General features: G+C 64.5%; 13 protein-coding genes, 1 tRNA gene and 1 pseudogene. 4 read left to right on the top strand and 11 right to left on the bottom strand.

Features of this window, described 5'->3' with window-relative positions; genetic code table 11:
- Window positions 1-83: 83 nt before the first annotated feature.
- The 4 genes from AMD14_RS08475 to rnr form a co-directional block, all read right to left on the bottom strand.
- A complete protein-coding gene (locus tag AMD14_RS08475; protein ID WP_040156847.1) occupies window positions 84-3,125 on the bottom strand; it encodes a ligand-binding sensor domain-containing diguanylate cyclase in 3,042 nt (1,013 codons plus the stop codon).
- 263 nt (window positions 3,126-3,388) lie between these two features.
- The gene (gene rlmB, locus AMD14_RS08470; RefSeq protein WP_003487142.1) at window positions 3,389-4,138 is read right to left on the bottom strand and encodes a 23S rRNA (guanosine(2251)-2'-O)-methyltransferase RlmB; all 750 of its coding nucleotides are present in this window, start codon (window positions 4,136-4,138) and stop codon (window positions 3,389-3,391) included.
- Window positions 4,139-4,449: 311 nt separating this feature from the next.
- Window positions 4,450-4,923 (bottom strand): GFA family protein, encoded by a 474-nt coding sequence (locus tag AMD14_RS08465; RefSeq protein ID WP_005913791.1) that lies wholly within the window; start codon window positions 4,921-4,923, stop codon window positions 4,450-4,452.
- A gap of 281 nt (window positions 4,924-5,204) precedes the next feature.
- On the bottom strand, window positions 5,205-7,733 hold the full coding sequence (rnr, locus tag AMD14_RS08460) for a ribonuclease R (protein WP_003487135.1): 2,529 nt from the start codon (window positions 7,731-7,733) through the stop codon (window positions 5,205-5,207).
- Window positions 7,734-7,854: 121 nt separating this feature from the next.
- Here rnr and AMD14_RS08455 point away from each other — a divergent pair.
- Window positions 7,855-7,941: transfer RNA gene (locus AMD14_RS08455), tRNA-Leu, on the top strand.
- Window positions 7,942-8,257: 316 nt separating this feature from the next.
- Here AMD14_RS08455 and AMD14_RS08450 read toward each other — a convergent pair.
- The 4 genes and pseudogenes from AMD14_RS08450 to AMD14_RS08445 all read right to left on the bottom strand — a co-directional run bounded on the left by AMD14_RS08450 (window position 8,258) and on the right by AMD14_RS08445 (window position 11,570).
- On the bottom strand, window positions 8,258-9,781 hold the full coding sequence (locus AMD14_RS08450; protein WP_173427133.1) for a platelet-activating factor acetylhydrolase IB subunit: 1,524 nt from the start codon (window positions 9,779-9,781) through the stop codon (window positions 8,258-8,260).
- A gap of 327 nt (window positions 9,782-10,108) precedes the next feature.
- A pseudogene (locus AMD14_RS25260) lies at window positions 10,109-10,195 on the bottom strand (acyl-CoA dehydrogenase family protein); the annotation flags it as partial.
- A 53-nt stretch (window positions 10,196-10,248) separates the two neighbouring features.
- A complete protein-coding gene (locus AMD14_RS25480; protein ID WP_233125238.1) occupies window positions 10,249-10,314 on the bottom strand; it encodes a hypothetical protein in 66 nt (21 codons plus the stop codon).
- 74 nt (window positions 10,315-10,388) lie between these two features.
- Window positions 10,389-11,570 carry an acyl-CoA dehydrogenase family protein gene (locus AMD14_RS08445; protein WP_029828661.1) on the bottom strand — a complete coding sequence of 394 codons (1,182 nt, stop codon included), beginning with the start codon at window positions 11,568-11,570 and terminating at the stop codon, window positions 10,389-10,391.
- 88 nt (window positions 11,571-11,658) lie between these two features.
- Here AMD14_RS08445 and AMD14_RS08440 point away from each other — a divergent pair, with 88 nt between their 5' ends.
- From AMD14_RS08440 to metH, 3 genes are all read left to right on the top strand, one after another.
- Window positions 11,659-12,654 (top strand): ArsR/SmtB family transcription factor, encoded by a 996-nt coding sequence (locus AMD14_RS08440; RefSeq protein WP_011051005.1) that lies wholly within the window; start codon window positions 11,659-11,661, stop codon window positions 12,652-12,654.
- Window positions 12,651-13,790 (top strand): homocysteine S-methyltransferase family protein, encoded by a 1,140-nt coding sequence (locus tag AMD14_RS08435; RefSeq protein WP_015463039.1) that lies wholly within the window; start codon window positions 12,651-12,653, stop codon window positions 13,788-13,790. The genes AMD14_RS08440 and AMD14_RS08435 overlap by 4 nt, the downstream gene beginning before the upstream one ends.
- Before the next feature lie 247 nt (window positions 13,791-14,037).
- Window positions 14,038-16,791 carry a methionine synthase gene (gene metH / locus AMD14_RS08430; RefSeq protein ID WP_011051003.1) on the top strand — a complete coding sequence of 918 codons (2,754 nt, stop codon included), beginning with the start codon at window positions 14,038-14,040 and terminating at the stop codon, window positions 16,789-16,791.
- 137 nt (window positions 16,792-16,928) lie between these two features.
- Here the strand turns inward: metH and AMD14_RS08425 are convergent, their stop codons facing one another.
- Genes AMD14_RS08425 through fucP form a run of 3 tightly spaced genes read right to left on the bottom strand, consistent with a single transcriptional unit; the run spans window position 16,929 to window position 20,424 of the window.
- Window positions 16,929-18,134 (bottom strand): AGE family epimerase/isomerase, encoded by a 1,206-nt coding sequence (locus AMD14_RS08425; protein ID WP_011051002.1) that lies wholly within the window; start codon window positions 18,132-18,134, stop codon window positions 16,929-16,931.
- The gene (locus AMD14_RS08420; RefSeq protein ID WP_003483712.1) at window positions 18,131-19,117 is read right to left on the bottom strand and encodes a carbohydrate kinase family protein; all 987 of its coding nucleotides are present in this window, start codon (window positions 19,115-19,117) and stop codon (window positions 18,131-18,133) included. Before AMD14_RS08420 ends, AMD14_RS08425 begins: the two co-directional genes overlap by 4 nt.
- A complete protein-coding gene (fucP, locus tag AMD14_RS08415) occupies window positions 19,114-20,424 on the bottom strand; it encodes an L-fucose:H+ symporter permease (protein WP_011051000.1) in 1,311 nt (436 codons plus the stop codon). Before fucP ends, AMD14_RS08420 begins: the two co-directional genes overlap by 4 nt.
- Window positions 20,425-20,432 lie beyond the last annotated feature (8 nt).

The following is a 20,432-nucleotide window of genomic DNA, read 5'->3' as shown; positions in this document are numbered from 1 at the left end:
TCCTCTGCCTGCGGGCACTTTCTCCCGCAGGAGGAGGAATGTCTGCACTGCTGTTGCGACTCCCGAATCCCGATTCCCCGCCCCTAACCCACACAGATCCGGTCGCGCCCGGCGCTCTTGGCCTCGTACAAGGCGTGATCGGCGCGCTGCATCAGCGACGAGCCGGTGTCTTCGTCGCGCAGTGCGGCAACACCGGCGCTGAAGGTCACCTGCAAGCCCTCGACGCTGCCCCAGTTGTGACGGGCATGGAAGAGCGCGCGGATGCGCAGGCAAAGTGCCTGTGCCTCGTCCAGCGTGGTGTCGGCCAATAGCAGCGCGAATTCTTCGCCGCCCAGGCGTGCCGGCAGATCCGAGGCGCGCGCGGCCGCCGTGAGAAGCACCCCCACCTCGTGCAGGACCGCATCGCCGCTGGCGTGCGAATAATGGTCGTTGATGCGCTTGAAGTGATCGATATCCAGAATCGCCAGCACCAGCGGGCGCGCACTGCGCCGTGCACGGCTGATATCGCGCGCCAGCGCTTCGTCGAAATGGCGACGGTTGGGTAGCCCGGTCAACGCATCTTCGTGCGCCTGACGCTCGAACACGTCGGACTTGATACGCAAACGCGTCAATAGCTCGCTCTTTTCCTGGTTGGCCTGCAGCAAGCGCTGCGCCTGCCGTTGCAGGTCCTCGGTGCGCTTGCGCACCAGCTCGGCCAGGCGCGCGTTATGGGTCTTGTAGCGATGCAGCAACACGCGATACAGCAAGGCCAGCAACAAGAGCGTCCCCAGCGCCGCGGCCAAGCGCACATCCTGGCGTTGCCACCACAGCGGCAATACCTCGAACGCCCACACCGCTTCGTGCGGGCTCCATGCCCCGCCCGGATGGCGCGCAGCCACGTGCAGACGATACCTGCCCGGCGGCAGGCCGATGAATTCCACGCTGCGCTGCCGGCCGCGCTCGGTCCAGCTAGCGTCCAGACCCTCCAGTCGGGTGCGGTACTCGATTCGCTCCGGCAGCAGAAAGCTCATGCCGACGTAGGACACGTTCAAGCGATGCCCGCCAGCCAGTTGTGCGCGCTGGCGCCACACCAACGGCTGGCCATCCTGCTGCACATTCTCGATCACTGCCGGCGGCGGGCGACGTTCGCGAAAGCGCTGCAGGCGTGAGGGGTCGACCCTGCTCACGCCGCCAGCTGTCACTACCCACACCGTGCCGTCGGCACGCCGCAGCAGGCTGGGGCCGGAACTGCCGTTGGCCTGCGCATTGCCCATGCCATCGATCTCGCCATAGCGTTCGATCGCGAGCGTGCCGTGCCCGTCGGCAACGGCATTGAGGGTCTTAAGTTCGGTACGCAGCACACCGCGATTGCTGCTGATCCATGCATTGCCACGCCGGTCGTCGATGAGCTGGAACACCGTATCCACCGGCATACCCTGCTCCAGACCCACGCGTGCAAGCACGCCATTGCGCTCGCGATACAGGCCGCGATCGGTCGCGATCCACATGGCATCGCCGATGGGCTGAAAACCGAACACGCTGCGCGCGCCGCCCAGTTTTTCCAGATTCAACTGGCGCAGCTTGCCGTTGCGTAGCACTGCCGCACCATCGACCGAACCGATCCACAACGCACCATCGACGCTGGCCAATGCGGTCACCACGCTGGCAGGCAGGCCTTCGATGGCCAACGGCGCGCGCCTGCCATCCACTAGCTGCGCCACGCCACGCTGGGTTGCCAGCCACACCGCATCGTGGTCGTCGATCACGATCGCGCGGATATGCCCGCCGGGAATGCCCTCGGCCTCGCCGTAATGGCTCAGCACGCGCCCAGCGCGCAACACGAAGACGCCATCGGCATAGGTGCCCACCCAAAGATCGCCGTGCCGGTCCAGCGCCAGACTGAGCACCGAAAGGCGTCGCCCGGAGGGTGTGACCACCGGCACCGGCACGATGCGCCCGTCCGGCAGCATCCGGTCCAGGCCGGCGGTTCCGGCGATCCACAGACTGCCGTCGCGGTCTTCCAACATGGCGCGGCTGTAGTCGCCGCTTAATCCATCGCGCTGGCTGTAGCTGCTGAACAGGGTCTCGCGCAGCCGGAACAGACCGCCGTTGGCGCCGACCCAGATACTGCCTTCTGCGTCCTCACGCAGGCTGACGATACGTCCGGTCGGCAGGCTGCGACCGGCCGGCAGCTGCTCCACGCCGTACGGCCCGATCCGCAGCAGCCCCTGGTTTTCGCTGCCCAGCCACAGATCGCCGCGGCGATCCTGCAGCATCGCGGTGAAGTGGCCGTGCCCCGGCACCCGATGCACCAGCTCGGCGCGCTCGCCCTGCAGGCGATACAGCTGATCGCCCGCAACCACCCACACCGTGCCGTCCGTTGCGCGATACGGCCATGCCAACCCCGGTGGAAACCCGAATGCAGCCGGCGCGCGGTGCATGCGCCCATCCGGTTCGCGGTAGATCAATCCATCGAAGGTGCCGATCAACAAGCGCCCCCGCGCATCGAACACCATGCGCGGAAAGCTGCTCTGCAGTGGCGCGTCATCGTGCGGCGGGGAATAGTCGAAGTGCCCATCCGGCCACAGGCAGCCCAGCCCATGCCCTTCGAACAACAGCCACATGCGGCCTTCAGCGTCCATGGTCATGGCATGGATCAACGCCTGCGGCCACTGCCCCTGCCGCTGCCACTGCCACTGCCGCCATTGCCCATCGGCAGCATGCCGGACCAGGTTGCCGCGTGCATCGCTCAGCCACAGCGCGCCATCGCGATCTACGTAGAGTGCGCCGACGCCGTTATCGGGCAGCCCAGGGCGCGTGCTGCGGTCGATCACGCTGAATTCCAGCCCGTTGTAGCGCACCAGGCCTTCCCAGGTTGCAAACCACAGATACCCGTCGCGGGTCTGGGCGATGTCGCGCAAGGAGTTGTGCGGCAGCCCGTTGCGCGAACTCCAGCTATCGATGGCGTAATCGCGCAAGCGTGCCGTTCCGGCCGGTGAGGCAACCGCAACAAGCGAACACAGCGCCAACAGCAGGCAGGCGCCGACACCGAACCAGCGCTGCTGCTGTCTATTTCTTCGTCGTGCTGACGCCTGGACGCCGCAACTGCTCTCGCCTGTTTGCCAGGCGCCCACCCCATCGTTCATCACACACAACGCGCCGTTCGCTGGCGATATGGTAGGCAAAAACGCCGCGCGGCGTTCGACGATGGAAGCGCACCTCTGGAAAGCCTTGCTGCAACTCCCTGCGCGTGGGTCAGGCCACTGTCTGCGAGCTGCATCTGCGCGGAACATTGCGCAGATGCCCATCGGCACTGCCACGATCAAGAATTGGAGCTGATGTGCATCGCGTAACGCGCGTGCGATACCCAGGCCGGCACGCCTGCGCTCGCGCCTGATGCACGCAGGTGTTAGGCGCCCAGGCGCTGGCGCACGGCCTCGAACAAGGTCACACCGGTCGCGACCGACACATTGAGGCTTTCGATTTCGCCGGGCATCGGGATCTTGACCAGGCCGTCGCAGTGCTCGCGGGTGAGACGGCGCAGGCCATCGGCCTCGCCACCCAGAACCAGCCCGACATTGCCGCGCAGATCCACGCTGTACAACGAAGCCTCTGCTTCGCCGGCCAAGCCATACAGCCACACCCCCTGCTTCTGCAGGTCGCGCAGGCAGCGCGCCAGGTTGGTCACCGCCACCACCGGAATACGGTCGGCGGCACCGGCGGAGGTCTTGCGCACGGTGGCGTTCACCGTGGCCGACTTGTCCTTGGGAATCACCACCGCGGTGACCCCGGCCGCTGCCGCACTGCGCAGGCAAGCGCCAAGGTTGTGCGGGTCCTGCACGCCATCGAGGATCAGCACCAGCGCGCGCCCTGCGGCGGCCTCGACCAGCCCTTCCAGCTCGTTCTCTGCCCACAGCCGCGCGGCGGCATAGCGCGCGGCCACGCCCTGATGGCGCACCTGCCCGCCCACACCGTCCAGCGCCTGGGTGTTGACCCGGCGCACGTCGATACCCTTGCGGCGCGCCTGTTCCTCGATCTCGGTCAGGCGCGGATTCTTGCTGCCGGCTTCGATCAAGACCTCGCGCACGTTGTCGGCGTCGTTCTCGACGGACGAGGCGACAGCGTTGACGCCGACGATCCACTGGTTCTGCTTGCTCATTGCGTGGGCATACGAAGAGGTAAAGAGGGAATGGTAGGGCCTGCGGCCTGTCACGTCACGGCCGGTGCATGGGAGCCCGGGCGATGCCAGCGAAGCGTTGCTGCAAGGGGCACCGGTGCTGGACACGCAGCGCCCGGGGCCAATGGCGCGCCTGCAGTGAACGCATGCTGGCCGTGCAACCCATCGTGCCGATGGAAGCCTGCCATATCGTGCACCAGCGCGTCTTGGCGCGGCGAGACGGCCGCGAGCGAGGTGATACCGTCACTGCTCGCATGCCGCGATCAGTAGCACAACCAAACCGGGGCGACTTCTCACGCGGGCCAATGCGCAGTGTCGTGATCCGGATGCTGCCGCGACACCACGCTGGCCAAAAAAGCCTCCGCGGCGGCATCGTCTTCGGGTGGACGCGTGGGTAGCTGCGCCAAGCTATCGACGAAGGGCAGCTTGCGATCCAACCCATACTGGATATGCGGCGGCAACCGCTCCGGCGTGTCGAAGGCACCTGCTGCAACCGAGATCCCGTCGGGTGCCTCATAAGTCAATGGCGTGCCGCAATCGGCGCAAAACCCGCGCTGCACGACCGTCGACGATGCAAAGCGCTTGGGCTCGCCACGGGTCCAGCGAAACTCGGTGCCTCGCACAGACACCAGCGGCGCGTAATACGCGCCGAATGCTTTCTGACACATGCGGCAGTGGCAGATGGAAGCGTCCACCAACGCACCACGCACATGAAACCGCACCGCCCCGCACTGGCAGCCGCCGCTGTATTCGCTTGAAGTGTCCATGCCCTGCTCCGCGTCAGTCTGTTACGGACACCATTGCAGACCCACACACCTGCAACGGCCCCACCTGCCTCTATGACAGCTAATAACACGACTGCGCTCACCACCAAGCGGACGCGGCCGGTAGCGGGATTGGGAATCGGCCGGAAACGCCGGCACGCTGCGATGGATCAGCGCCATCTGCACCCATCCGACGACTCTCGCTATATTTTAGTGGCTGCTCTTGCCACCACTAAACGTGCTGCGGGCTGCCGTTTCGGTCGCCCGCAACATGGTCCTGCAGCTCAGTACGATTTCTTCTTGCGCTTGGTCGGCTTCTCGCGCGGCGGCAGCGGCGCTTCGGGCGCTCCGCCATTTTCTTCGGCCAGGCGGAAATCGATCTTGCGCTCTTCCATGCTGGCCTTGAGCACCAGCACACGCACCGGGTCGCCGAGGCGGAACTCGCGGCCACGGCGCTCGCCGCTGAGCGTCTTGCGAATCGGATCGAACTGGTAATAGTCCTGCGGCAGCTGCGTGACGTGCACCAGGCCGTTGACCTTGGACTGCGTCAACTCCACGAACAGGCCAAATCCCGTCACACCGCTGATCACGCCATCGAACTGGCCACCGACGTGCTTTTCCATCCACGCTGCGCGGTAGCGCTCGTCCACTTCGCGCTCGGCTTCATCGGCACGCCGTCCGCGCTCGGAGCATTGCAATGCCAGCGCCGCCATCTGACGCGGGGTATAGATGAATGTCTGCGGGCTGGCGCCGGTCAGTGCGTGCTTGATTGCGCGGTGTACCAACAGATCCGGGTAACGCCGAATCGGCGAGGTGAAATGCGCGTATGCCTCCAGCGCCAGACCGAAATGGCCGTTGTTCTCCGGCGAATACACCGCCAGGCTCTGGCTGCGCAGCAACACCGATTCCAGCAGCGCCGCATCCGGGCGCGCGCGCACCTTCTTCAGCAGCTTGGTGTAGTCGCCGGGTCGCACCTTGCTCCATGCCGGCAAGCTCAGCTGGAATTCCTTGAGGAACTCCAGCAGGTCTTCGTACTTGCTCTCCGGCGGGCGCTCATGCACACGGTAGGGCGCGGGCACATGCACGCTCAGCAGGTAGCGCGCCGCCTCGACGTTGGCGGCGATCATGCATTCTTCGATGAGCTTGTGGGCATCGTTGCGCACCAGCATGCCGGCCTGGGTGACTTCGCCGGTATTGTCCAGCACGAAGCGCACTTCGGAGGTTTCGAACTCGATCGCGCCGCGCTGCGTGCGCGCCTTCGACAGCAGGTGATACAGCTGATGCAGGCGCTGCACTTGCGGCAGCAACGGACCGATGAAGGCCTTGGTATCCGCATCGTCTTCGCCCACCGCCTTCCAGACCTGGTTATAGGTCAGGCGTGCGTGCGAATTCATCACCGCTTCGTAAAAACGCGAGCCGGTCACTTCGCCATCGCGCCCCACCTGCATGTCGCAGACGAAACACATGCGGTCGACCTTGGGCATCAGCGAGCAGATGCCGTTGGACAGCGTTTCCGGCAGCATCGGCACCACGAACCCAGGGAAATACACCGAGGTAGCGCGCTTTTGCGCTTCGTCGTCCAGCGGCGTCCCGGGACGCACATAGTTGGACACGTCGGCGATTGCCACCACCAGACGGAAGCCGTCGGCGTTGGGTTCGCAATACACCGCGTCGTCGAAATCCTTGGCGTCTTCGCCATCGATGGTGACCAGTGGCATCTGCCGCAGGTCCACGCGCCCGCCGATCATCTGCGGCTCGACCACCAACGGCACGGCCGCCGCTTCGTCCAGTACTTCTTGCGGAAATTCGTGCGGTAATTCATGGCCGTGGATGGCCATTTCCACGACCAGCGACGGCGTCAGCTTGTCGCCCAGCACCGCGATGATCTTGCCGATCGCCGGGCGGCGCGCGTCCGGCGGGGCGATCAGTTCGCAGACCACCAATTGGCCTTCGCGTGCCTCGCCGATACCGTCCGGGGCGATCTGCACATTGCGCTGGATGCGCTTGTCGTCGGGGTCGACGTAAGCCACGCCGTGCTCATAGAAGAAGCGCCCCAGCATGCGCGACATGCCACGCTCGAGCACGCGCGCAATGGCGCCTTCGCGACGGCCGCGGCGATCGATGCCGGTGACATTGGCGAGCGCGCGGTCGCCATGCATGACCTTGCGCATTTCGAACGGTGGCAGGAACAGATCGTCGCCGCCCTCGTCGGGTTTGAGGAAACCAAACCCCTCCGGATTGGCGATGACCACGCCGGCGATCAGGCTGGTCTGCTGCACCGGCGCATAACCGCCGCGGCGGTTCTGCACCAGCTGTGCTTCGCGCACCATCGCAGCCAGGCGCTTGCCCAGTGCGTCGATGCGATCGCTCAGATTGAGCTGCTCGGCAATTTCTTCGGCGGTCTGCGGACCGTCGCAGGCTTCCAGCAACTGCAGGATCGCCTCGCGGCTGGCGATCGGCTCGGCATACCGAAGAGCCTCGCGCTCGGCATGCGGATCCTTGAATTCGGCAGCCGCGGGCGCGGCGGTCTGGAAGCGTTCCGGCGGCGGCGCAGACGGGCCACTCTTGCGCGGATGCGGAGCGCGCGGCGCAGGCGGCGCGGTCGCCGGCTGTGGCGAGGCTTTGGAGGCGTTGGATGCTTTGTCGGCAGCGCGCTTGTTGGCGGACCTGGTCGATGCGCCGGCTGCGGCGCGGACCAGGAAGTCTGGCATCCAGCCCGGCAACTTCTGCTGTTCGGCAGCGCTGGAATCGCCTGCGCCGGTGGATTTGCGGCGACTCGGCCGATCGGAATCTGGGGTTTTTTTCTTTGTCATTGCTTACATGGTACTGCGTGGCGCGGCGAGATGGGCAGCAAGGCCGGCGCGACCGCCGACGATTGCTGCACAGAAACCATTGACAAGCCTGCCGGGAGCCTGCAAAATTCGCGGCTCACCTGCCCAGGTGGCGGAATTGGTAGACGCACTAGCTTCAGGTGCTAGCGGGGGCAACTTCGTGGAGGTTCGAGTCCTCTTCTGGGCACCAGTTTAAAAAGACCTCCGAGCAATCGGGGGTCTTCTGGTTTCTGCGGCTCGAAAATGCAGTGCTCTGTACTCGATCGCCGCGCCGAGCCCTTGCCGGCACCTCGACCCGGGCTCGCTTTCCTGGCGTCGGACGCGGCAGATAGCCTCGCTTGAGCCCGTCGGCCGTCATCACGCTCCACGCGGAATGTGGGCCCGCGCAATGCTAAAAAAACCAAACGCGACTGTCGGCACGCACAACGCAGCAGCGCGCGGGCGGCCGCAGTGCCACACTCACCAGCCGCGCTCGCCTTTCGACGAACGCGCGCGCGCCGCCCCCGTCACGGCGCAGCGGTAATTCCTGCCTCGCGCAGCGCCCGTGCCCAGATGCGGTAGCCGGATTCGCTGGGATGGGTGCCATCGGGCATCAGCGCTTCGGGCAGCGTGCCGTCGGGCTGCAGCAGCCTGGGGCCGATATCGACCAACTGCACCGCCGGATCCTTGGCATAGCGCGCGACCAGCAGCCGGTTTGTCTCGGCGATCGGCGCGCGCCGCGCATCGTCGGGGTTGCGGCCACGCGGCATGATCGCCATCAGGATCAGCTTGCTGTTGGGCAGGCGGCGGCGCACCTCACTCACCACCGCCTGCACACCCAACGCCGCTTCAGCCGGGGTACTGGCGCGCGATTGCGCCGTGCCGCTGAGATTGTTGGTGCCGAGATGCAGCACCACCCAGCGCGGGTCCAGACCATCGAGTTCGCCCTGGCGGATGCGCCACAGCACATTTTGCGTGCGGTCCCAGCCGAAGCCCAGATTCAGTACCGGCCGCATGCCATACAACCATTGCCACGATTCGGGGCCACTGACGCGCGTGGCCTGCGGCGGCCCAGACCAGGAATGGGTGATCGAGTCGCCGATCATCACTACCTCCGGCTTCAGGCTGCGCGCGATGGCCAGCGCTGCGTGGTGGCGTGCGTACCAGTCGTAGGAATCCTGCTCCAGCCAGTCGACCGGCATCAGCGAGGTCGCCGCGTCACGGCCGAGTTCGGCCACCGGCTTGACCGGCGGCTCGCCCAGCAGCCGCGCGAGCGTGGGCTCGATCGCTTCGGCCAGCATGCGCTGCCCCCGCGTGTCCGGATGCAAGGCACCGGCCGCCGGACGGAACCGGGTGTCGTAAAACAGCTCGGTGCGCAGCTTGCCGTCGCGCTGGAAGACCGAGCTCACATCCAGATAGGTCACGCGTGGGTTGTCGCCGTAACGCACGGCCAGGCCCTGATTGATCTGCGCATCGCGCCGCGATTTTTCGCTGGAGAGATCGCTGGGCAACACACTCAGCAGCAGGATGTGCGTGCGCGGCAGCTTTTGCTCGATCGCTGCGACCACCGCATCGATACCGAGTTGGGTCTGCTCGGCGGTTTGACCGAGATGGCCGGTGTTATTGGTGCCGATCAGCACCAGCGCGACCTTCGGCTGCAGCCCGTCGACTTCGCCATTGGCCAGCCGCCACAACACGTTTTCGGTGCCGTCGCCACTGAAACCCAGGTTGAGTGCGCCGCGGCTACCGTAGAAGGTTTGCCAGGTCGGCTGGAAGTCTTCGTCCGGCGCCTTGGCTTTTTCGTAGTTTTGGGTGATCGAATCGCCGATCAGCAGCAACTTGGCATCCGGGTGCTGCTTGACCTGTTCCAGCACCTGGGCATGCCGCTGCGCCCACCAGGACTCCTGCAGACGATCGGTCGGCACGATCGACGGTGGCGGCGTTTGCGCGCTTGCCATCGTGCAGAACAGCAGCAGCCCCCAGCACCAAAGCGTATATGCAAAGCCGGAGCGTGAAACACGGGACGAAGCAGCGTGCGAAGACCGGGACATGCGCGCACCAGACACGGGAGAGGCGTCGATTGTGGTCCGCGCCTGCAACGCAGGACAAGCGTTGGCGTAGCCGCCCTTGGTGATCACAACGCACTGCAGCAAGCGCTCGGACCTTGCCGCATCGCTGCGACCCGAGCGCGCTCCAGCGTTGCCGCGTATAGCGGCAGCGCGGGAGCGCGGCAAGACCTCAGCGCAAGCCAGTCTCGCCGCGCGCATTCACCAGGCGCTGGATTTCCGAAGTCCCCTCGTAGATTTCGGTGATCTTTGCATCGCGGAGAGCGCTCCAGCGTTGCCGCGCGTGGCGGCAGCGCTGGAGCGCGGTCGACTTCAGCGCAAGCCAGTCTCGCCGCGCGCAATCACCAGGCGCTGGATTTCCGAGGTGCCCTCGCAGATTTCGGTGATCTTTGCATCGCGGAGAGCGCTCCAGCGTTGCCGCGCGTGGCGGCAGCGCTGGAGCGCGGTCGACTTCAGCGCAAGCCAGTCTCGCCGCGCGCTATCACCAGGCGCTGGATTTCCGAGGTGCCCTCGTAGATTTCGGTGATCTTTGCATCGCGGAGAGCGCTCCAGCGTTGCCGCGCGTGGCGGCAGCGCTGGAGCGCGGTCGACTTCAGCGCAAGCCAGTCTCGCCGCGTGCAATCACCAGGCGCTGGATTTCCGAGGTGCCCTCGTAGATTTCGGTGATCTTTGCATCGCGAAAGTAGCGCTCCAGCGGCATTTCTTTCGAATACCCCATGCCGCCATGGATTTGCACGGCCTGATGGGTGATCCACATCGCCGCCTCGGATGCAGTGAGCTTGGCCACTGCCGCTTCGGTGCCGAACTTCTGCCCCTGCCCTTTCAACCACGCGGCGCGCAGCGTCAGCAGCAGCGCTGCATCCAGCTTGCACTTCATGTCGGCGATCTTGGCCTGGGTCATCTGGAACGTGCCGATCGCCGCGCCGAATGCCTTGCGCTCCTTGACGTAGGCCAGCGTGGCCTCATAAGCCGCACGTGCAATCCCGACCGCTTGCGAGGCAATACCGATGCGCCCGGCGTCCAGAACGCTCATCGCAGTCTTGAAGCCCTCGCCTTCCACGCCCAGCACTTCATCGGGCTGCGCAACGTAATCGGCAAACTCGATTTCGCAGGTGGCCGAGGCGCGAATGCCGAGCTTGGGCTCGGTCTTGCCGCGATGAAAACCGGCGCGATCGGTGTCGACCATGAACGCAGTGATGCCGCGCGAACCCTTGTCCGGCTCGGTCATTGCAAACAAGACGATGTACTTGGCCACCGGGCCGGAGGTGATCCAGCTCTTCTTGCCGTTGATGAGGAAGCTGCCATCGGCCTGCTTGACCGCGCGGCAGCGCATTGCCGAGGCATCCGAGCCGGACTGCGGCTCGGTCAGCGCGAACGCACCGATGTGCGCGCCTTCGGCGATCGCGCGCACGTAGAGCTGCTTTTGCGCTTCGCTGCCGTTCTTCAGAATACCGGTGCAAAACAGCGAGTTGTTGACCGAAACGATGGTGGAATGCGCGCCGTCGGCCGCGGCGATTTCGATCATCGCCAGCGCGTAGCTGATCGGGTCCATGCCGGCGCCGCCGTATTCGACCGGCACCTCGATGCCCATCAGGCCGTTTTCGCCCAACAGGCGGATATTTTCGAGCGGGAATTCGCCGCTACGGTCGAATTGCTCGGCGCTGGGCGCGATCTTTTCCTGCGCGATGCGGCGCGCCACATCCTGGATCATTAATTGTTCTTCGGTGAAGCTGAAATCCACGTCGCACCCCTTCAGGCCTGAGCTGAGCCCCATTGTAGCGCCAACCATTCGCATGCGTATGTAGTTGACCGCACCTGGCGCCGGGTCGAAAATATCTCCATATCGCGATATAGAGATATTCATGGATCTGGAAGACTGGTCGGCACGCCTGAAGGTATTCGCCGACGCCACCCGAGTCCGCCTGCTGGCCTTGCTGGAGCAGGAAGAACTCACCGTGGCCGAGCTGTCGGCCATCACCCGCCTGGCGCAGCCGCGGGTGTCCACGCACCTGGCCAAACTCAAGGAAGCCGGGCTGGTCCGCGACCGTCGCGCCGGGGTGTCGGCGTATTACCGCTTCGACGAAGTGTCGCTGGACCCGGCCCAACGGGCGCTGTGGCTGGCACTGAGCACCGGCAGCGACGACCCGTTGTTGCGCCAGGATGCCGAGCGCGTGGCCGCCGTGCTGGCCAACCGTGCTGCGGACCAGAACTGGGCCGATTCGGTGGCCGGCGACATGGAGCGGCATTACTCGCCGGGCCGCACCTGGGAGGCCCTGGCGCGCACCGCCCTGCCCCTGCTGGAAACCGGCGACGTGCTCGATATCGCGGCCGGCGACGGCGTGCTGGCCGAACTGGTGGCACCGCACGCCACCCGCTACATCTGCATCGACACCAGCGCGCGCGTAGTTGCGGCCGCCAGCGAGCGCCTGCGCAAACTACGCAACGTGGAAGTGCGCGAAGGCGATATGCATGCGCTGCCATTCCCCGATGCCAGCTTCGACCTGGTGGTGCTGATGCATGCACTGACCTACGCGGCCAAACCGGCGCAGGCGGTAGCCGAATCGGCGCGCGTGCTGCGCCCGGGCGGCCGCCTGCTGCTGTGCAGCCTGGCCAAGCACGAACATCGCGCCGCAGTGCATGCGTACGGCCACGTCAATCTGGGCTTTGCGGCCAAGGAGTTGCGCAAGTTCGTTGAAAAAGCCGGGCTGGACGTCTCCAGCCTGGAGACGGTGACACGCGAAAAACGCCCGCCCCATTTCGAAGTGATCTCGCTGATTGCGGTGAAGCCGGGAATGGCGAATCGGGATTCGGGATTAGTGAAAAACAAAGACACCGCTGCGCGGAGAACCGGACCATGACGCACGTGCGAATCCCTAATCCCGAATCTCCAATCCGGTTTGCATTGCCGTGGCTGCATCCAGAACGCGCAGCCAAGCTCACTGCCGCGCTTGCCGAGCGCATCCTCATCATCGATGGGGCGATGGGCACCATGATCCAGCGCCACGATCTGCAGGAGCCCGATTACCGCGGCACCCGCTTTGCCGACGGCTACGACAGTGCGCACGTGCACGGCCCCGGTTGCGACCACGCGCACGTACCGCAGGGCCACGACCTGAAGGGCAACAACGATCTGCTGCTGTTGACCCGCCCGGAAATCATTGCCGGCATTCATCGTGCCTACCTGGAGGCAGGTGCCGATCTCCTGGAAACCAATACCTTCAACGCCACGTCGGTGAGCCAGGCCGACTATCACCTGGAACATCTGGTGTACGAGTTGAACAAGGCCGGCGCACAGGTCGCGCGCGCCTGTTGCGACGACGTCGAGGCGTTGACCCCGCACAAGCCGCGCTTTGTGATCGGCGTGCTCGGCCCCACCAGCCGTACTGCCTCGATCAGCCCGGACGTCAACGACCCGGGCTACCGCAACACCAGTTTCGATGCGCTGCGCGCAACCTATCGCGAGGCTATCGAGGGCCTGATCGATGGCGGCGCGGATACGCTGATGGTGGAAACCATCTTCGACACGCTCAACGCCAAGGCCGCGCTGTATGCGATCGAAGAGGTCTTCGACGCGCGCGGCGGGCGTTTGCCGGTGATGGTCTCCGGCACCATCACCGATGCATCCGGTCGCACCTTGTCGGGACAGACTGCCGAAGCGTTTTATGCATCGGTCGCGCACGGCCGGCCGTTGTCGATCGGCCTGAATTGCGCGCTCGGCGCCAGGGATTTGCGCCCGCATGTGGAAACGCTGGCGCAGATCGCCGACACCTATGTCAGTGCGCATCCGAATGCCGGCTTGCCGAATGCCTTCGGCGAATACGACGAGACGCCGGAAGAAATGGCGCAGACGCTGCGCGAATTCGCACAGGCCGGCCTGCTCAATCTGGTCGGTGGCTGCTGCGGCACCTCGCCCGACCATATCCGCGCCATTGCCGAGGCGGTCGCTGATCTGCCACCGCGGCAATTGCCGGGCGCACAAGAGCTGGCGGCGTGATGCGTCAGGCTCACCCTCATCCGCCCTTCGGGCACCTTCTCCCGCTAGCGGGAGAAGGACAGCGCGGCGCTTGGATTGCCGCAAGGACGCGCCGTGCGCAGTCCACCTGCCTTCTCCCACTTGCGGGAGAAGGTGGCGCGAAGCGCCGGATGAGGGCCGCATTGCACCGCGCCCCAGGGCCGGGCCGTGAACACCGACTCACCACGACCGATCGCGCCGTCGGCGTCGCCTTCCAGCAGAGCCTTGCATGAGCACTCCCCGCTACACCCGCTTGTCCGGCCTTGAGCCGCTGGTCATTACGCCGGACCTGTTGTTCGTCAACGTCGGCGAGCGCACCAACGTCACCGGCAGTGCGCAGTTCCGCAAGCTGATCAAGGAGGAGCGCTACGAGGAAGCGGTGGAGGTCGCGCGTCAGCAGGTGGACAGCGGTGCGCAGATCCTCGACGTCAACATGGATGAAGGCCTGATCGATTCGGAGAAGGCAATGACGCGCTTTCTCAACCTGATCATGTCCGAGCCGGATATCGCGCGCATTCCGGTGATGGTGGATTCGTCCAAGTGGAGTGTCATCGAAGCGGGATTGAAGTGCCTGCAAGGCAAGAGCGTAGTGAATTCCATCTCGCTCAAGGAAGGCGAAGCGGTGTTCATCGAACACGCCCGCAAGGTGTTGCGCTACGGCGCCGCCGCGGTGGTGATGGCCTTCGACGAAGCGGGCCAGGCCGACACCTGCGCACGCAAGGTCGAGATCTGCACGCGCGCCTACACGCTGCTGACCGAGCAGGTGGGCTTTCCGCCGGAAGACATCATCTTCGACCCGAACATCTTTGCCGTGGCCACCGGCATCGAAGAGCACGACAACTACGCGGTGGACTTCATCGAAGCTACCCGCATCATCAAGGACACGCTGCCGCACTGCCATGTGTCCGGCGGCGTTTCCAATGTCTCGTTCTCGTTCCGCGGCAACGAAACCGTACGCCAGGCAATCCACTCGGTGTTCCTGTTCCATGCGATCAAGGCCGGTATGGACATGGGCATCGTCAACGCCGGCGGCATGCCGATCTACGACGAACTGGACCCGGAACTGCGCGAACGCGTGGAGGACGTGATCCTCAACCGACGCCGTGACGGCACCGAACGTCTGCTGGAAATCGCCGAGCGCTACAAGGGCACCAAGGGCGCGGCAAAAGTCGAAGACCTGGCCTGGCGCGACAAGCCGGTACGCGCGCGCTTGGCGCATGCGCTGGTGCATGGCATCGACGCATTCGTGGAAACCGATACCGAAGAAGCGCGCCAGCATTCCACACGCCCTCTGGACGTGATCGAAGGCCCGCTGATGGACGGCATGAACGTGGTGGGCGATTTGTTCGGCGCCGGCAAGATGTTTTTGCCGCAGGTGGTCAAGTCCGCGCGCGTGATGAAAAAAGCGGTGGCGTATCTGCTGCCCTTCATCGAAGCGGAAAAACTGCGCACCGGCGATGTCGGCAAGTCCAACGGCAAGATCATCATGGCCACCGTCAAGGGCGACGTGCACGACATCGGCAAGAACATCGTCGGCGTGGTGTTGGCCTGCAACAACTTCGACGTGGTGGATCTGGGCGTGATGGTCTCGGCGCAGGTGATCCTGGATCGCGCACGCGAAGAAAACGCGGATCTGATCGGGCTGTCCGGCCTCATCACGCCATCTCTGGAAGAAATGTCGCATGTGGCGCGCGAGATGCAGCGGCAGGGCTTTGACATTCCGTTGTTGATCGGCGGCGCAACGACCTCGCGCGCGCACACCGCGCTGAAGATCGACCCGCACTACACCGCGCCCACCGTGTGGGTGAAGGACGCCTCGCGTGCCGTGGGCGTGGCGCAGTCGCTGATCTCGCGCGACCTGCGCCAGGCCTTCGTCGCCGCCAACGATGCCGATTACGCGGAAATCCGCGCACGCCACCGTAATCGCGGCGATGCCAAGCGCTTGGTGTCGCTCGAAAAAGCGCGTGCGCAACGCTTCGACGGCGATTGGGGCACTTACACGCCACCGGCCCCACGCCAGCCAGGCATCCACGTCTTCGATGACTACCCGTTGCAGGAGCTGATCGAACTCATCGACTGGACGCCGTTCTTTCAGGCATGGGAACTGGCCGGCAAGTTTCCCGCGATTCTCAGCGACGAAATCGTCGGCACCCAGGCCAGCGAGCTGTATCGCGACGCACGCCGCATGCTCAAGCGCATCGTCGAAGAGAAGTGGCTGACGGCCAAGGCCGTGTTCGGGCTGTGGCCGGCAAATAGCGTTGGGGATGATGTTGAGGTGATCCTGACGGACCCCCGGGATTCGGAAGTCGAGATTGGAGATTGGCAGAAGCAAAGCCAATCCCGAATTTCCAATCCCCAATCCCGGCAACTCCTGCACTTCTTGCGCCAACAAGTCGACAAGCCCATCGACCGCCCGGATTTCTGCCTGGCCGATTTCATCGCTCCGAAAAGCAGCGGCACGCAGGACTGGATCGGCGCCTTCGCGGTCACTGCCGGCATCGGTATCGATGCGCATGTGGCCCGGTTCGAAGCCGCGCACGACGACTACAATTCCATCCTGCTCAAGGCTCTGGCCGACCGTCTGGCAGAGGCACTGGCCGAGCGCCTGCATCAACGCGTGCGCACCGAGTTCTGGGGTTATGTCGAGGACGAAGCGTTGGACAACGAAGCCTTGATCGCCGAGCGCTATCGCGGCATTCGCCCGGCACCCGGTTACCCGGCCTGCCCCGAACACAGCGAAAAACGTACCTTGTTCGATCTGCTCGATGCCGAGCGCAACGCCGACATGTCGCTGACCGAAAGCTTCGCGATGCTGCCCACTGCCGCGGTCTCCGGGTATTACTTCAGCCACCCCAAGAGCCAGTACTTCGTGGTCGGGCGACTGAGCAAGGAACAGGTGGCCGATTATGCAAAGCGCAAGGGCATCACGCTGGCACTGGCCGAGCGTTGGCTGGCATTGAATCTGGATTACGACCCGGAGTAAGGGCATCTGCAGTCCGCAGATCGCAGGAGCGCACCCGGGCGCGATGAGGCTTTCCTGGTAGAACCTCATCGCGCCCGGGTGCGCTCCTACGCTGCAACGCCACCGCATTGCGCGGCGGCGCTTGGATCACGCCAGCATCAAGCAGCCGGCCGCAACACGTTCAAGACTTCGTAGCACGCGCCCATGGTGTGGTAATCGGTCTTACCCGCCGGGCTTTTCTCATCGCTGTACTTGCGGTTGTCCGCATCCAGGATGCGATACCACGCGCCATACTGATGGTCGATCATGTGCGCCCACGAATGGGCCCACAGCGTGTCGTACCACTGCCAGTAGCGATCGTCGCCGCTGCGCTGCGCCAGCAATGCGGCAGCGGCCAACGACTCGGCCTGCACCCAGAAATACTTGTCGTCGTCGCAGACATTGCCTTCAGGGTCGAAGCCGTAATACAGCCCGCCGCGCTGCGTATCCCATGAGCGCTCCACCGCCACATCGAACAGGTGCTGCGCGGTGGGCAGCAACCAGTCGGCCGGCGCATAGCGATCCAGCAGCATCAGCAGCTTGGCCCATTCGGTCTGATGGCCCGGCTGAAAGCCCCACGGGCGGAACAGGTGCTTGGGATTATCGCGGTTGTAATCCCAGTCGATATTCCACTGCAGGTCGTAATGCTCCCACACCAGCCCATCGGCTTTGGCAGCCTGGCGTTGGGTCATGTTCTCCGCCAGCACCAGTGCACGATCGAGATAACGCTGCTCGCCGCTGGCCTCGTACGCAGCAATCATCGCCTCGCACATATGCATGTTGGCGTTCTGACCGCGGTAGCTGGTGAAGTTGAACTGCGCGTCGGCTTCGTCGCGATACAAGCCGAAGCCTGCTTCCCAGAAGTGTTTTTCCAGCAGTTGCCAGGTTTCGTCCATCCACGCACGCGCCTCATCGACGCCGGCTTTCAAGCCGCACGAATACGCCAGCAACACAAAGGCAACGCCGTAGCAGTGATTCATGTCGTCTTCGACCACGCCATCGCGCAGCGTCCACGCATAACCCCCGGTTTGCGGGTTGCGATGCACGTTGCGCAGATAGTCCAGCCCGTGACGTACCGCCTGCAGGTACGCAGCATCGCCGAACTCGCGGTAGGCCATCGCGTAGTTGAAGACGAAGCGCGTACTGCTGACCAAGTGCCGATGCCCTGCATCGTAGATCGAACCGTCATCGCGGAAATACTGGAAAAACCCACCGGCCGGATCGATCGCGCGCGGATGATAGAACGCCATGGTGTCGGCGATGTGCTGGCGCAAGACGTCGGCCGAACGGAAATCGGGTGCGGGTGTTGCAGGCAAACGGCTCATGATTGTTCCTGGATCAAGGAATGGACTTCATCGATGCTCGGCATTGCCGCGAACGCGCCCTTGCGCGTCACCGCCAGCGCGCCGACCGCGGCAGCAAACCGGATCACCTCATTGATTACCGCGGGATCACCGCACAGCTGCTCCAGCGATGCAGCACGCGTCGCCAGCTGATACAGCAGCCCGCCGACGAACGCATCGCCGGCGGCGGTGCTATCGCGCACCTGCACCTGGAACGCCGGCACCTGGCCTGAATCGGTACGTGTCTGCCAATGCACCGGCCCGCCGCCATCGGTGACCAGCAACCAACTGGCCCTGCCCTGCCACAGCTTTTGCGTGACCGCACTGGCGTCGCTATCGAGCGTTCCCGCCAGATACTCAAGTTCCTCGCGCGAAAGCTTGACCACATCGGCCAACGCCAGCGCCTCCCATAGCAACGGCGCCGGCTCGACATCCTGCGGCCACAGCATCGGGCGCAGATTCAGATCAAGGCTGACGATGGCGCCATCGGCGCGCGCACGGCGCATGCCGTCGAGCGTGCACTGGGCAATTTCCGGCTCGGTCATGCTGTTGGAGCACACATGCAAGACCGCTGCCTGCGTAAACCCGTCCGCAGCGAAGTGCTCGGGACGGAACAACAGGTCCGCTGCCGGTGGACGGTAGAAACTGAAACTGCGTTCGCCCGCGTCGTCCAGCGCAACGAACGCCAACGCAGTCTTGGCCTGATCGGTGCGTACGATGCCGTCGGTCGCCACGCCGGATTGCTGCAGGCTTTGCAGCAGGAAATCGCCGAACATGTCGCGCCCGAGCATGCCCACAAAATGCGCAGCGCCCCCCAGGCGCGCCACCGCAACGGCGACATTGGCCGGCGCACCGCCGGCATATTGCGCGAAGGTGCGCGCCTCGTCCGGGCGGGCCTGCGGCAACGCCAGCATGTCGATCAGCGCTTCGCCGAAACACACCACCTGATGCTTGCTCGCACTCATGCGCGTGCCTCCGCCAGTGCGCCGCGCAACCGCGAGCCCCAGATACCGTAGAACACGATGTACAGGTAGCACAGCAACGGCAGCACGAACGACTCATGCAGGCCGATGCTGTCGGCGAGCAACCCTTGCAGATACGGCACGATTGCGCCGCCGACAATGGCCATGATCAGCAGGCTCGACGCGCGCCCGGTCAGCGGACCAAGCCGCTCGATGCCCAGGGTGAAGATGGTCGGGAACATGATCGAATTGAACAGGCCGATCGCCACCAGCGCGTACACCGCCAACATGCCGCCGCTGGTCATGGTCAGGCCCAGCAACACCGCGTTGATTGCAGCGAACACCGACAACAACACGCGCGGCGACAGCTTGGCCAGCAGCGCCGAGCCGATGAAACGGCCGATCATCGCCAGCGTCCAGTAGGCCGACACATACTTGGTTGCCTCGCGCTCGGTGAACCCACCGATCTGCGGCAGCGAGAAGTAATTGACCATCAGGCTGCCGATCGCCACTTCGGCGCCAACGTAGAAAAAGATCGCCAACACACCGAAGCGCACATGCGGGTGTTGCAAGGCATCGAGCAAGGAATGCGTGCTGTCGTCTTTCTGTGCGCTGGCGTCGGTCAGAGCCGGCAGACGGAACAAAAACACGAAGATCGCCAACAGGAACAGCACGATGCCCAGCCCGATGTACGGGCCTTGCACGGCCTGCGCTTCCTGCACGCGATAAGCCAGTTGCTCAGCTTCCGGCAGGGCCTTCAGTTGGTCGCCGCTCATTACCGTGTTGGACAGGATCAACCAGCCGCCCAACAGTGGCGCGATTGCAGTGCCGAGCGAATTCAGTGCCTGGGCCAGGGTCAAGCGACTGGAGGCGCTACGCTCTGGCCCCAGCAAGGCGACGTAGGGATTGGCCGCCACCTGCAAGATGGTGATGCCAGTGGCCAATACGAACAACGCGCCGAGAAATGCGCTGTACACGCGCAATTCCGCCGCCGGCCAGAAGCCCAGCGCGCCGACCGCCGCCACCGCCAAGCCGGCCACGATACCCTGCTTATAGCCCAACCGGTTCACCAGCCAACCGGCCGGCAGCGACATCAGGAAATAGGCACCGAAGAAGGTGAACTGCACCAGCATCGCCTGCGCGAAGTTGAGCTCGAACACCGCCTTCAGATGCGGAATCAGGATGTCGTTGAGGCAGGTCAGAAAGCCCCACATGAAAAAGATCGTGGTGACCACCGACAACGCGACGCCGTTGTTGACGGGCGCCTTGTTGCCGCTGGGCACGGAGGATTGCGTGGAAAGGGAAACCATAGGGATTG

Source organism: Xanthomonas citri pv. citri, from assembly GCF_000961215.1.
GTDB lineage: Bacteria > Pseudomonadota > Gammaproteobacteria > Xanthomonadales > Xanthomonadaceae > Xanthomonas > Xanthomonas cissicola.
This window is presented reverse-complemented; position numbering and strand designations above follow the sequence as displayed.

Coding starts and splice junctions, on each gene's coding strand:
- AMD14_RS08475 (WP_040156847.1), bottom strand. CDS start 3,125: ATGAACGATGGGGTGGGCGCCTGGCAAACAGGCGAGAGCAGTTGCGGC.
- rlmB (WP_003487142.1), bottom strand. CDS start 4,138: ATGAGCAAGCAGAACCAGTGGATCGTCGGCGTCAACGCTGTCGCCTCG.
- AMD14_RS08465 (WP_005913791.1), bottom strand. CDS start 4,923: ATGGACACTTCAAGCGAATACAGCGGCGGCTGCCAGTGCGGGGCGGTG.
- rnr (WP_003487135.1), bottom strand. CDS start 7,733: ATGACAAAGAAAAAAACCCCAGATTCCGATCGGCCGAGTCGCCGCAAA.
- AMD14_RS08450 (WP_173427133.1), bottom strand. CDS start 9,781: ATGTCCCGGTCTTCGCACGCTGCTTCGTCCCGTGTTTCACGCTCCGGC.
- AMD14_RS08445 (WP_029828661.1), bottom strand. CDS start 11,570: ATGGGGCTCAGCTCAGGCCTGAAGGGGTGCGACGTGGATTTCAGCTTC.
- AMD14_RS08440 (WP_011051005.1), top strand. CDS start 11,659: ATGGATCTGGAAGACTGGTCGGCACGCCTGAAGGTATTCGCCGACGCC.
- AMD14_RS08435 (WP_015463039.1), top strand. CDS start 12,651: ATGACGCACGTGCGAATCCCTAATCCCGAATCTCCAATCCGGTTTGCA.
- metH (WP_011051003.1), top strand. CDS start 14,038: ATGAGCACTCCCCGCTACACCCGCTTGTCCGGCCTTGAGCCGCTGGTC.
- AMD14_RS08425 (WP_011051002.1), bottom strand. CDS start 18,134: ATGAGCCGTTTGCCTGCAACACCCGCACCCGATTTCCGTTCGGCCGAC.
- AMD14_RS08420 (WP_003483712.1), bottom strand. CDS start 19,117: ATGAGTGCGAGCAAGCATCAGGTGGTGTGTTTCGGCGAAGCGCTGATC.
- fucP (WP_011051000.1), bottom strand. CDS start 20,424: ATGGTTTCCCTTTCCACGCAATCCTCCGTGCCCAGCGGCAACAAGGCG.